Origin of the sequence: Paenibacillus sp. FSL M8-0142, assembly GCF_038597315.1 — a bacterium.
GTDB classification, from domain to species: domain Bacteria; phylum Bacillota; class Bacilli; order Paenibacillales; family Paenibacillaceae; genus Paenibacillus_AQ; species Paenibacillus_AQ lactis.
The window spans coordinates 2237329-2249675 of record NZ_CP152008.1 but is presented as its reverse complement, the minus strand read 5'-3'; the positions used below and the strand labels follow the sequence as shown (position 1 = coordinate 2249675).

Sequence of the window (12347 nt, the reverse complement as noted above, 5' to 3'; positions counted from 1 at the left end):
AACATATTATTTGGAATCGAAGGGAGTCAATTACTGAATGAAAGATAATGATTTGCAGCCAAATCTTCCGGGAGAGCCCGATGAGAAAAGCGGACAAGCCGAGGAGAATATTCAGCAAGAGAGCCATTCCGGGGAGGATTTCCGCGACTCGGGCAGCTTGGATTTGTCCAAAGAGGATGACAAGGTTGGACTGATGATCCCGGATGATCAGCCTTCGCAAGAGGAAGCAGCCCCTTCCGGCGGCGGCGGAAACGGCAGCAAAGGATGGATGATCGCCTCCCTCGTACTCGCGGCGGCACTGATTGTCGTCCTTATCGTGCCACCGTTTGCCAAAGGATCCGGCAACGAAGCAGTAGCGAATGTCAACGGTGTCAGCATTACGAAGGATCGGTTGTACGATGCGCTGGTGCAAGCCGGAGGACCACAAACGCTTGACGGCATTATCCGAGATGAGCTGATTGATCAGGAGATGAACAAGAAGTCCCTCACCGTAACCGACGAAGAGGTAACGGCCGAGGTTGCCGCCCTCAAGGCAAGCTACCCATCGGAGGACCAGTTCAACATGGCGCTCATGCAGGCCGGCATGACGGAAGAGGATCTAAGCAAGCAAATGCGTGAGCAAGTGAAGCTCAAGAAGCTGCTTGGCGACAAAGTCAAAGTTACCGATGATGAAGTGAAGGAAATTTTTGAGCAGAACAAGGAAAGCTTCGCTACGCCTGAACAGGTGCGAGCTTCCCACATTCTGGTCGAAACGAAGGAAGAAGCCGACAAGATTTACAAGGAGCTGCAGGAAGGCGCAGACTTCGCTGCGATCGCCAAGGAGAAGAACCAGGATGCAACGAAGGATACTGGCGGCGACCTGGACTTCTTCGGACGCGGCGAGATGGACCCTGCCTTTGAGGAAGCGGCATTCAAGCTGAAGAAGGGCGAGATCAGCCAGCCGGTTAAGAGCTCCTTCGGTTACCATATCATTAAGCTGACCGACCGCAAGGAAGCAACCAACCCGACCTTCGAGGAGAAGAAGGAAGAAATCCGCGGCCAGATGGTCAACCAAAAGGTGTATCAGGAGTCCCCGGCTTATATCCAGGAGCTTAAGGACAAAGCGAAAATCACCAACACGCTCGATAAAAGCTCTGCAGATGCCGAAGGCAAGGATACAGCAGCCGATGACACAGCAGCAACGCCGGCTAAATAACACCAATAAAAGTCTTATCAGGAGGATTGCCCAAGCTAGGCCATCCCCTGCAAATAAAACCCTGTACCGAACGGTACAGGGTTTTTTAGCGGCATTTCGAAAAAGTTCTTTAATCCCAGAATAAAACATGATAAAATGTAAGCGTTATCAATAGTTGATCAAGGAAAAGGGGGAAGCAGAATGACGAAGCGCGTATCGGAATCCCGCAACATGTATGAGGACTTCGTGGTGGAGACAGACATTCTGTTCTTTAAAACCGGATCGCACGGTTTGGTCAGCTTTCACGGCAGGAACTATAATATAAAAAAGAGAATGACTGCCGACAACATCAATTCCCTGGTCTCGGGCAAACAATTCTACTATGTCGGAGGCAACTGTTACGTCAATATCGACAAGGTGACGGACGTCGAGCAAGGCATCGTATACTTCGGGGAGAAGGCTCCCTCCGCCAAGCATCTTCGAATCCCGAGATGGAAGCAGGAGCCGCTCAAGCGGCTGGTCGCCGAAGCGAGACAGCCGGTCCTGTAAGACGACGAGCTTACGCTCCTGTCCTACGCGCAAAGCACCCGCCTTCCTGTTATAGGAAAGCGGGTGCTTTTGTGCTATTAGGACCGCCGATTCATGTTACAGCTTCAGCTTTTTCAAATTGACGATGTAGAGGTTTTTCAAGGGCAGCGCCCCGTTCCGATACTTCCTCGCCCCGGACTCGAACAGGACATACAGATCGTTGCCGCGTAGCGCGATATTCTCGGACATCGGCGGCATCGCCAGCGGTGTCGCCGCCGGCTTGCCCGAGGTCCCGCGGGTATAAATCAGGAGCGTGCTTGCGTTGTTGCGGCCGCATGACTGGCTGTACAGCACCCGCGATTTGGTCACCACCGCTCCCTGCACCCTGTCCGGTGTCGTCCAGGTGTAAGATGGCTTGCGGCCAGGCGGCAACAGATCGCTGCCAGTCAGCTTATACCCCCGCAGCTTGCCCTTTGGTCCCGGGGCGCACTGCTTCTTCCCGATATCTTCTCCGTCCATATATTCGCCTACCCACAGAACCCCATCAGCATAGGTTGCATAGGAGGCTTTATGTCCGAGCGAATATTTGCTCATGACGATATTGCTGTAATCCTTCTTGCTGCTGAGCGTGCTTAGCGGAATGCGGTAGACATTTTTACCCGATGCGATCCACAGATGCTTCTTGCTTACCGCAAGTCCGCCAACATGTCCGGTATGCTTCTTGCCTCCGCTCTCATATAAATAAAGCGTCTTGATCCGTTTATTCGTTTTGCTGTTTGTGATCGAGATGGAGCTGGCTTGATTTTTGTTTTTGTTGCCCCAGTAATGGGATATGATAATCCAGTTTTTGCTTGGCACGAGCGCCAGCCCCTGAGGCACCCACTCCTTGTTTCCGCTCAGCCCCGGGGTCGGCGCTCCCTTTCTGCTGACATCGAAAAACTTCTTGTATTTGGAGGCCGCATCAGCTTTCCCGGATGCCGTAAGCCCGCTCATCCCGAGCAGCAGCACCGCGCATAACATCGTGAGTGTAAACCGCTTTATCGCTCGAAGCATGGTCATCCAACACCAGCCTTTCTTTCAAAATGTAAGGATGATAATATTTAGATACTACGTTTTCGGAAAGGATGTTATGTCATCGAAACGATCTTTGATCCGGACGTCTCACAATCCTTTGCCGCCTTCTCCCCCTGGCACTTCGTCGCTATCGGGATGCTGGCCGGCCTCGGACTGCTGCTGTTTCTGTTCCGGTACAGGATTCGAAGCCGTCCTTGGCTTCGGCAAGGGGTACGGATCGGCCTGTTGGCTGCATTGGTATTGCCTGAAGCAGCCCTTCATGTTTGGTACGGCGTCACCGGGATATGGGATCCGGCCACGTCCCTGCCGCTTGAGCTCTGCAGCCTTACATTATTTCTATCAGCTGCAGTGCTGCTAACGGATTCGGCAAAGCTGTATCCGCTCGTCTATTTTGCAGGCATCGGCGGGGCGCTTCAGGCCATTCTGACGCCCAATCTCGATTATCCATTCCCGCATTTCCGCTTCTTTCATTTCTTTATCGTCCATATAGCCATTATCTTAACGGCACTGTATATGACTTGGATTCGCGGATACCGTCCGACCTGGAAATCGATCGGCCACACCATGCTGTTCCTGAACGCCGCTGCACTTGTGGTCGGACTGGCAAATGCAGCGCTGGGGTCCAACTACATGTTTTTGATGCATAAGCCGAATACCCCTTCCCTGCTTGATCTCCTAGGGCCGCATCCCTATTACATTCTCGCAGAGGAGCTCATTGCGCTGTGCCTGTTTGTCGTCATGCATATTGCGTTCTTTGCCATTCCGGAGCGCGTGCGGAAAAGACGGAGCCAGGCTAACCCATCCTCTTTCAGCTTGAAAGGGTAGCCTCAAGCGGTGACGCTGCTGCTGCCCGACGATTATCGCGGGACTCGGACAACGCGCCATATTGGCCAGCTGTAAAAAAAGCGTACGGACATGTCAACCCGTAAACCGGGTGGTTCCAATACGCTTTTTTTCACTCGATTGAAAGTCTTGTCGATCAGTTCTTCATGTATAAGCGCGAGGTGGATTCCCAGATCTCGCCCGGCGCCAGCCCGAACAGGCCGATTTCGTCGGCCGGCAGATCCACATTCGGCGCGTTGACGAGGTTGACCTGCGGCTCCGGACAGAAAAACTTCCCACATGCCTTGTTGTTCCAAACCATCCACTGCTTATAGGAAGTGCCTACATCGTATACGAATGTTTTGCCGATGCGCGTATCGGTCAGCTCCATGCGGTTTCTCCCGTTTTGCTGAGCAGCCGTATAATGATTGTCCATCTCGGCAAAATACGGGCTGACTCCATCGCCGCGGAGCTTCTCCTCGTCCGGAGTCAGCGGCTGGAAGCGACCGGTCGGCAGCATGCGTTCATTGAGCTCCCAACGCTCGCCGATGGTCATGCGGACAACCACATCGTCTGCCGTGCTCCCTGGCGCAAACGGCGCCATGATCGCTGTATGGAAGGCGAGCAGGCAAGGCATGTCGCTGTCGCCTTCGTTGCGAATCAAGACATGCTGGGACAGACCGTCTTGATTAAGCGTGTAGCGCAGACGGAAGGTGAAGCGGTGAGGCAGCATCGCATATACCGGATGGTCTTCATCGACCTTGACCGATACGACGACATAGCTGCCCGCTTCCGTGCTGCCATACTCCTCGACCCACCACGGAGTCGTATGTAAAAAGCCATGCAGATGATTGCCCGTTGCCTCCTCATTCACCGGAAACTGATAGGTCTTGCCTTTCCATGGGAACCGTCCGTCCTCATAGCGGTTTGGCGGAAACAGGACAGGGATTCCGTGTACGCCGGGATTCTCCTTGAACGACTCCATTTCGTCCGCTTCCGGCTCCCGCAGAAACCGGTAACCGCTTTCGATATCCCGGTAGGCTATAAGATTACCGCCGACTGCGGGCAAAATTGCCGCTTCATAAGGGCCGTGCTGCAGCCATACCGCAGGCTCGCCGTGGAACGTGCCTTCATACGCTTTGTGGTTCATCGGTTGATCTCTCCTCTCATATTTGACGACGTATATAGAATATCACACCGATGCCCATGCTTCTATAACTTGACCGATCAAAACAAGACCAACTCCCGCTTCACGCGCCCGGGAGCTGGTTGAACATTAGGGATGGATTCAGGATGACAGCTTGCTTGCAGAAGCCGCCGCGGCTTCCAGCCCGCTCTCCTCGGAAGGTGCGGCATGCTCCGCCCTGGCAAGCTCCTCTTGCAGCTCTAAAGTGTACATCTCCTTCTCATCATTGCTCCAGCCGAGTAACGAAGCCATATAATCGATGACCGGCTCCTTCCATCTCTTGGTCCATTCGATATTGAACAGCAATGAACCTGTCCGGCGGATAAAGAAGTCGACCGGCTTCACGGCCATTTCGTGCTCGATCGCATACCGCAGCGGAACGAGCACCGACAGCGGCAGCGCCTCCGCTTCCTCCTGTGCTCCCGTGCCCGCGGCTTCCTCCCCTGCCAAGCGGAATAATTCTGCCACATTGGAGCCGTACATTTTCGCCCACTGCTCTGCAAGCTTCCGGTCAATCCCGAGCGCCGCGCCCTGATCGGCTTGAGTGCGCACATAATCCGGGAATTGAGCGGAACCGCCAACCTTGCCGCCGGATATCGGAAGCTCACGGGTTATGCCGGCGCCGTAAGACTTGCCGCCTCTCTCTTGAAGACGCTTTGCAACAAGGTCGACGACGGTTTCCGCCATCTTCCGGTAGCCGGTCAGCTTGCCGCCCGCAATCGTAATAAGCCCCGACGGAGATTCCCAGATCTCATCCTTGCGGGATATTTCCGAAGGGCTTTTGCCTTCTTCCAGAATGAGCGGCCGAACGCCGGCCCAGCCTGACTCTACGTCGGACGGGGACAGCTTGATGTCCGGGAACATATACGATATCGCCTTAAGGATGTAATCCCGGTCCTGGATTGTAATGAACGGCCGTGCGGGATCAGCTTTATATACCGTATCCGTAGTCCCGACGTATGTCTTTCCATCCCTTGGAATCGCAAACACCATCCGTCCGTCCGGCGTATCGAAGTATACGGCTTGACGAAGCGGGAACTTCGATTGATCGATCACCAGATGCACGCCTTTGGTCAGCTGCAGCATTTTTCCTTTCTTGGATTTATCCATTTCCCGCACGCGGTCGACCCACGGCCCCGATGCATTCACAATCTGACTGCCGGTCACCTGCCGAACCTCACCATCGAGCATGTCTCTGGCCGTGACGCCGGTAATGAGTCCGTTCGCATCGTAATTCAGCGATTCGGCCTTTACATAATTGAACACGTTCGCGCCTCTGGCCGCCGCTTCCTTCATGACTTCCAGCGTCAGTCTGGCGTCATCCGTCCGGTATTCCACGTAATATCCGCCGCCCTTCAAGCCGTCCCGCTTGAGGAGAGGCTCCCTCTTCAGCGTCTCCTCCGAGGAGAGCATCGAGCGCCGCTCTCCCCGCTTGACGCCGGCGAGGAAATCATACACCATCAGCCCGATCGACGTGCTGAATTTGCCGAACGTGCCGCCTTGGTGAATCGGAAGCAGCATCCATTCCGGCGTCGTGACATGGGGACCGTTCTCATAAACCACCGCTCGTTCCTTGCCGACCTCGGCCACCATTCCGACCTCGAACTGCTTCAGATAACGAAGCCCGCCGTGCACGAGCTTGGTCGAACGGCTGCTCGTGCCGGATGCAAAATCCTGCATTTCCAGCAGCAGCACTGACATGCCGCGGGTTGCTGCATCGAGCGCGATGCCTGCTCCCGTAATTCCTCCGCCAATGACGATTAATTCGTAATGCGTGGTATCCATCTCCCGGAATCGCTTCTTGCGGTCCAGGCTTGAAAATGTCCGTAAATGCTTCACAACTGATCCCTCCCTGTATGTTTTACCCGAGCTCTATATACCCTAAATTCCTGAATTCCTAATATCTAGAGGCGACTAAAAAGACAACAAAAAAGAGACCACAAACACACAACGATATCCCCGTCTGCCGGGTTTTTGTGTGTCCAGTGGTCTCTCCAAGTCTCCAGACATGTATTCACTTAATATTTATTATAGCATAATTCCCGTCAATGAAAAGCCATTGTCGCATAAACGGCTTTTTTCCACCCGTTGTACAGCTTCTCCCTGGTCTCCTCCGGCATCTTCGGCTCGAACCGCTGTCCGGCGGACCACAGACTGCGGATTTCGTCCTGGTCCTTCCAGAACCCGACTGCAAGGCCGGCGAGATAGGCCGCTCCGAGCGCCGTCGTCTCCAGGATGTCCGGCCGTTCGACCGGCACGTTCAGAATATCGCTCTGAAACTCCATGATGAATGTGTTGGCAGCCGCGCCGCCATCCACCCGCAAAGCCGGAATCCGGTACCCGGAGTCCTCAATCATGACAGACAACACGTCCCGCGTCTGGTAGGCGAGCGATTCCAGTGTTGCACGGATAAAATGCTCCTTCGACGTGCCTCTCGTCAGGCCGAAAACAGCACCGCGCGCTTCGCTGTTCCAATAAGGGCTCCCGAGTCCGACGAAAGCGGGAACGACGTACACGCCATCCGTTGAATCTACCCGGCGTGCATACGGCTCGCTATCCTTCGCCTCCCGGAACATCCGGAGTCCGTCGCGCAGCCACTGAATCGCGGAGCCGGCAACGAATACGCTGCCCTCCAGAGCGTACTGCACCTTGCCTTCCAAGCCCCAGGCGATCGTCGTAATCAGGCCATGCTCGGAATTAACGGGCTTATCCCCCGTATTCATCAGCATGAAGCTGCCCGTGCCGTAAGTCGTCTTGACCATCCCTTCCGAGAAGCAGGCCTGACCGAACAGCGCCGCCTGCTGGTCCCCGGCCGCTCCCGCAATCGGAACCTCGCGCCCGAAGAAATGATACGACACCGTGTTCGCGTATACCTGTGAGGAAGGCTTCACCTCCGGCAGCATCACGGCCGGAATATCGAGAAGCGCAAGCAGCTCTTCATCCCATTTCAGTTCATGAATGTTATACAGCATCGTCCGCGATGCATTGGAATAATCGGTCACGTGGGCCTTGCCCCCGGACAGCTTCCAGATGAGCCAAGTGTCGATCGTACCGAAGAGAAGCTCTCCACGCTCCGCGCGCTCACGGGCCCCCTCAACATGATCCAGCAGCCATTTGATCTTCGTTCCTGAGAAATACGGATCAATCAGGAGTCCTGTCTTCTCCCTAACCATCGAATCATGTCCGTCCGCAATCAGCTGCTCGCACAAGCTTGCGGTCTGGCGCGATTGCCAAACAATCGCATGGTAGATCGGATCACCGGTCTTCCGGTCCCATATGACCGCGGTCTCCCGCTGGTTCGTGATGCCGATGCCGGCAATCTGCTCCGTCTTGACTCCTGCTTCCGACAAGCAGGTGGCGATCACGGCAAGCACCGAGCCCCAAATTTCGTTGGCGTTCTGCTCCACCCAGCCCGGCTGAGGGAAGTACTGCGGAAATTCCTTTTGGGCGGAATGCACGATTTGCCCTTTCCGGTCAAATAATATCGCCCGCGAGCTTGTCGTTCCCTGATCCAGCGACAGTATATATTGCTCCAATTCGTCAGCTCCCCTTCCGATTGAGATTCATGTACCCCAAGATTACGTGCTGATGGAAACGTTGTCAAATCGAAGATTCGATCAGCGAGAAGCCGAACAGATCTTGCAGCAGGACGGCCGCTGCGCCGATCAGCTTGTCGTCACCGCCCAGCGAGGCGAGCCCGAATACCATGTCATTCGCGAGGATCGGCATGGCATGCCGGCCAATATAGTTGCGAACCATCGCCAGCAGCTCCTCGTTCCCCAAAGCCATTTCTCCTCCGAGAATAAGCGCCTCCGGATTAAACATATTCACAAGGTTCACGATGCCCGCACCCAGATGCTCCGCCACCTCCTCGTTAATCGAGATCGCCAGGCGGTCACCGCGCCGAAGCGCCTCCTTGTACATCGAAGGGTCAATTTTTGCATAGTCGCCGCCGCTTAGCTCCTGGATCAAGGTCGGCCGCCCCGTAGCGATCGCCGTTATGATGCGGGAATAGATCGCCACCCAGCTGATGCTGGTATCCAGGCAGCCGATATTTCCGCATTCGCAGCGGATGCCGTTCCAGTTCACGCTGGTATGGCCGAACTCCCCCGCTCCTCCATGCTTGCCGCGAAGCAGGGTATCGTTAATGAGAATCCCGGATCCGAGGCCATCGCCGATCGAAATGTAAATCAGGTTGGAGTAGGCATAATTGCCGAACCGCCGCTCAGCCAGAGCCACCGAGTTCATATCGTTCTCTACCCATACCCGTAAACCGTACTGCTCCTCCATGATCCGTTTCAGCGGGACGTTCTCCATCCGCAGCTTGGTGTTGTAGTAGACGACGCCCTGAGTATCGCTGACGATTCCGGGCACGGTAACGGATAGGCCAACGCATTGTCCTCCGCCGCCGTAGGATCGGATAAAATCATCCGTAAGCTGCAGGAGCCGCTCAACGAGCTCTTTTCCCTGAAGTCCGTCGATCGGAAAAGTGGCCTTTTTCAATATGCTCGCTTCCAGGTTCATCGCCGCCAGAATGATGAGGGAATTCGTGATCGCAACCGCAAACAGATAGTGGTTATTGGGATTGAATTGAAGCAGGATCGGCTTTCTGCCCCCGCTGGAGGAGCCGGTTCCGATTTCAACGACGTAGCCGTCCTTGATTAATTCCTGCACGGCGGACGCCACCGTTGAAGGACTGATGTTGTTCTTCTTGGCCAGGTCGATCCGGGAGATCGGACCCTCCGTCCTTATCTTGTTTAGCACCTTGGACCGATTCAGCGCCTGGATCAGCTTGTGGTCGCCTTTTTTCATATTGTTCAAGCAAGTTCAACCTTTCTTTCGTTTCATCATCGCTTCGTTCCCGGTTGGTACCCTGGGAGCTGGCGGATCAAGCGCTAGTTACACTATACCATTTCGGGGAATCTGTTATAAACTTATTCCATTAACGAAAATAACTCAAGTTCCACAGGTGCAGCAGCGACATCATAAAATGTGAAAAAAATAATTTAAAACAAAATGAAACCGCTGTCTTGAAATATTTTGAATCAAAATATATAATCTTTCGCAACAGAAGCATCGTTATTCCACTCAAAACATTGCATACCTGTGTCAACTTTTTTCGATCACTGGAATAACTATGACTTTTTAATCACAGATAAAGGGGGCAATGCAAGAGGAGTCATTTTCAAGCCAAGCGTCAAGTTGGAGTCACGTGTTGGATCAAACCAAGTTCCTTAGGGAGGTTTTATGTGATGAGAAAAAGAATGGCGGTCCTGTTTTCCGTAATCCTGATGCTCGCAGCCGTTCTGTCCGCTTGCGGCGGCAATGCGTCCGGCGGAGAGAATGGCAAGAAAGTGATCAATGTCGCCTTGTGGGATGAAAATGTGCGGGAGACGCTGGATCAATCGATCAAAATCTTCAACCAGAAGCATCCGAATGTCGAGGTCAAGGTGACGTACACGCCATGGGCGGATTACTGGACCAAGCTGAAAACAAGCCTGGCCGGCAACAGCGGCCCGGATGTGTATTGGATGAACGGTCCCAACTTCCACTCGTACGCTTCCTCGGGTCTCATCAAAGACCTGTCCCCGCTCATTGAACAAAGCGGTCTGGATACTTCGGTCTATAACGAAGCGCTGATCGACATGTATACGTATCAGGGCAAGCTCCACGGCCTTCCTTACTTCCAGGATTCCATCGGTCTGTACTACAACAAGGAATTGTTTGATAAGGCCGGTCTTGCCTACCCGGATGAAACCTGGACCTGGGAGACGCTGGAAGAGAATGCCGCCAAGCTCACCGACAAGGCGAACGGCATCTACGGCTATATTGCCCCGATCGACAGCCAAATCGGATATTACAACTATATCTCCCAAGCGGGAGGCTACGTCATCTCCGAGGATAAGACAACCTCCGGCTTCAATACGCCGGAAGCGCTGGAGGCGTTCAAATGGCAGCAGAGCTTGATCGATAAGGGCTATTCCCCTACGGCTCAGCAGCAGCTCGAGACGAAATCCCGCCAGCTGTTCGGTTCAGGCAAAGCCGCCATGTTCCCGGGGATTTCGGTCAATTCGCCGGAGCTCTACGAGCTGCTTGGAGACAAGCTTGGCGTTGCGGTCCTCCCGGCGGGCAAGGAGAAGGCCTCCATCGTTCATGGCCTGAGCTGGGCGATCAACGGAAAGACCAAGGTCGAGCAGGAAGCCTGGGAGCTGATCCAGGTTCTGTCCGGGAAAGAGGGGCAAGAGCTGCTGGCGAAATCGGGCTTCTCGATGCCTGCCTATAAGGGAACGGAAGAAGGCTGGCTCAAATCGATTCCGTCCTTGGACCTGCAGGTGTTCGTAGACAGTCTGGATTTTGCCGTCCCGTATCCCGTTTCCCAGAAAACCGCGGAATGGCAGGATGCCGAGGTTAAGGAAATCCAGGCAGCCTTCCTGGGCAAAAAGTCATTTGAAGAAGCTCTCAAAAATGCCGGGGATCAGATGAACGCTATTTTGGCTACCGAAACGAAATAGGAGCTCATTGGCTTTTCTGATCATGAAGTGACACCAGCTCTTCTAGCAACTCGCTAATCCGAATTACTCGATAACGAATGAAGAAAGGACGGTGCTGCTTGTGAGCTCTCCTGTAACAGTCACCACGGATCCGCCGGGAACGTCCGCCAAACGAAAGCCCTCCAAGCTTTCGATCAACGAGGCCATCTGGGGTTATGTCTTCATCCTGCCTGTGGTGCTCGGCCTGGGTCTGTTCTACATGGCTCCTTCCGCCGCATCGCTGTTCCTGTCGTTTACCGCATGGGACGGGTTGACCTCTCCCCGGTTTATCGGCATCGACAATTTTGTCAATCTGATGCAGGACGACAAGTTTACGGGATCCTTGCTGAACACGCTCCTGTATACCGTCGGCACGGTCCCCTTGTCCGTCGCGCTGGCAACGGTGCTGGCGGTGCTGCTGAACCAGAAAATCAAAGGGATGGTCTTCTACCGGACGCTGTATTTCATCCCTGTCATCACGATGCCGATTGCGGTCGGCATGGTATGGAAATGGCTGTACAACTCGGAATTCGGCTTGATTAACTATGTGCTGGGCGCGATGAATTTACCGCAGCCGAATTGGCTGTTCGATGAGAAATTCGCCCTCTTCTCCATCGTCCTTGTCAGTGTATGGAGCAGCATCGGCTACAATGCCGTCATCCTGCTGTCGGGATTGCAGGGAATCTCGGGGAGCTACTACGAGGCGGCCTCCTTGGACGGGGCCGGGACGCTGTATAAGTTTTTCCGGATTACGCTGCCGCTGCTGACGCCAAGCTTGTTTTTTGTACTGGTTATGTCCTTCATCAATTCCTTTCAGGTGTTCGATCTGATCTTTATCATGATGGACCAGCAGGCCACGATGCTCGAATCCACCCGGACGGTCGTATACAGCATATGGGAGGACGGCTTCAAGTACTTTAATATGGGCTATGCATCCGCCCAGGCCTTCATCTTGTTCATTGTCATTCTGGTGATTACGATGGTCCAGATGTATATCCAAAAGCGCTGGGTTCATTACCAATAACGGGAGGAG

Annotated in this window: 10 protein-coding genes; 5 read left to right on the top strand and 5 right to left on the bottom strand. The window is 54.1% G+C overall.

Annotated elements, in window-relative coordinates:
- The first annotated feature begins 37 nt into the window (after positions 1-37).
- Both NSQ46_RS10695 and NSQ46_RS10690 read left to right on the top strand, forming a co-directional pair.
- The gene (locus NSQ46_RS10695; protein ID WP_251537485.1) at positions 38-1195 is read left to right on the top strand and encodes a peptidylprolyl isomerase; all 1158 of its coding nucleotides are present in this window, start codon (positions 38-40) and stop codon (positions 1193-1195) included.
- A 180-nt stretch (positions 1196-1375) separates the two neighbouring features.
- Entirely contained in the window at positions 1376-1723 is a 348-nt protein-coding gene (locus tag NSQ46_RS10690) for a hypothetical protein (RefSeq protein WP_007132153.1), read from the top strand.
- Between the two features lie 96 nt (positions 1724-1819).
- Here the strand turns inward: NSQ46_RS10690 and NSQ46_RS10685 are convergent, their stop codons facing one another.
- Positions 1820-2755 carry a hypothetical protein gene (locus tag NSQ46_RS10685; protein WP_245255955.1) on the bottom strand — a complete coding sequence of 312 codons (936 nt, stop codon included), beginning with the start codon at positions 2753-2755 and terminating at the stop codon, positions 1820-1822.
- Positions 2756-2911: 156 nt separating this feature from the next.
- Between NSQ46_RS10685 and NSQ46_RS10680 the strand changes: the two genes are divergently transcribed.
- Positions 2912-3601, top strand: a complete 690-nt coding sequence (locus tag NSQ46_RS10680; protein ID WP_244869140.1) for a TIGR02206 family membrane protein — start codon at positions 2912-2914, stop codon at positions 3599-3601.
- 154 nt (positions 3602-3755) lie between these two features.
- On the opposite strand, the gene NSQ46_RS10675 is transcribed toward NSQ46_RS10680, so the two are convergent.
- The 4 genes from NSQ46_RS10675 to NSQ46_RS10660 all read right to left on the bottom strand — a co-directional run bounded on the left by NSQ46_RS10675 (position 3756) and on the right by NSQ46_RS10660 (position 9596).
- Positions 3756-4748, bottom strand: coding sequence for an aldose 1-epimerase (locus tag NSQ46_RS10675; RefSeq protein WP_007132156.1), 993 nt, complete (start codon positions 4746-4748; stop codon positions 3756-3758).
- 138 nt (positions 4749-4886) lie between these two features.
- On the bottom strand, positions 4887-6569 hold the full coding sequence (locus NSQ46_RS10670; RefSeq protein WP_342576984.1) for a glycerol-3-phosphate dehydrogenase/oxidase: 1683 nt from the start codon (positions 6567-6569) through the stop codon (positions 4887-4889).
- A 260-nt stretch (positions 6570-6829) separates the two neighbouring features.
- Complete coding sequence (gene glpK, locus NSQ46_RS10665; RefSeq protein WP_210094715.1) at positions 6830-8320, bottom strand: glycerol kinase GlpK; 1491 nt, start codon at positions 8318-8320, stop codon at positions 6830-6832.
- A 64-nt stretch (positions 8321-8384) separates the two neighbouring features.
- A complete protein-coding gene (locus tag NSQ46_RS10660; RefSeq protein ID WP_245255968.1) occupies positions 8385-9596 on the bottom strand; it encodes an ROK family transcriptional regulator in 1212 nt (403 codons plus the stop codon).
- Between the two features lie 440 nt (positions 9597-10036).
- Here NSQ46_RS10660 and NSQ46_RS10655 point away from each other — a divergent pair, with 440 nt between their 5' ends.
- Entirely contained in the window at positions 10037-11296 is a 1260-nt protein-coding gene (locus NSQ46_RS10655; protein WP_028405352.1) for a sugar ABC transporter substrate-binding protein, read from the top strand.
- 100 nt (positions 11297-11396) lie between these two features.
- Positions 11397-12338 carry a sugar ABC transporter permease gene (locus NSQ46_RS10650; RefSeq protein ID WP_210094717.1) on the top strand — a complete coding sequence of 314 codons (942 nt, stop codon included), beginning with the start codon at positions 11397-11399 and terminating at the stop codon, positions 12336-12338.
- Positions 12339-12347: the final 9 nt, after the last annotated feature.

What these genes read in the sequence shown, in the direction of transcription:
- NSQ46_RS10695 (WP_251537485.1), top strand. Translation starts at nt 38, where the DNA reads ATGAAAGATAATGATTTGCAGCCAAATCTTCCGGGAGAGCCCGATGAG.
- NSQ46_RS10690 (WP_007132153.1), top strand. Translation starts at nt 1,376, where the DNA reads ATGACGAAGCGCGTATCGGAATCCCGCAACATGTATGAGGACTTCGTG.
- NSQ46_RS10685 (WP_245255955.1), bottom strand. Translation starts at nt 2,755, where the DNA reads ATGCTTCGAGCGATAAAGCGGTTTACACTCACGATGTTATGCGCGGTG.
- NSQ46_RS10680 (WP_244869140.1), top strand. Translation starts at nt 2,912, where the DNA reads ATGCTGGCCGGCCTCGGACTGCTGCTGTTTCTGTTCCGGTACAGGATT.
- NSQ46_RS10675 (WP_007132156.1), bottom strand. Translation starts at nt 4,748, where the DNA reads ATGAACCACAAAGCGTATGAAGGCACGTTCCACGGCGAGCCTGCGGTA.
- NSQ46_RS10670 (WP_342576984.1), bottom strand. Translation starts at nt 6,569, where the DNA reads ATGGATACCACGCATTACGAATTAATCGTCATTGGCGGAGGAATTACG.
- NSQ46_RS10660 (WP_245255968.1), bottom strand. Translation starts at nt 9,596, where the DNA reads ATGAAAAAAGGCGACCACAAGCTGATCCAGGCGCTGAATCGGTCCAAG.
- NSQ46_RS10655 (WP_028405352.1), top strand. Translation starts at nt 10,037, where the DNA reads ATGAGAAAAAGAATGGCGGTCCTGTTTTCCGTAATCCTGATGCTCGCA.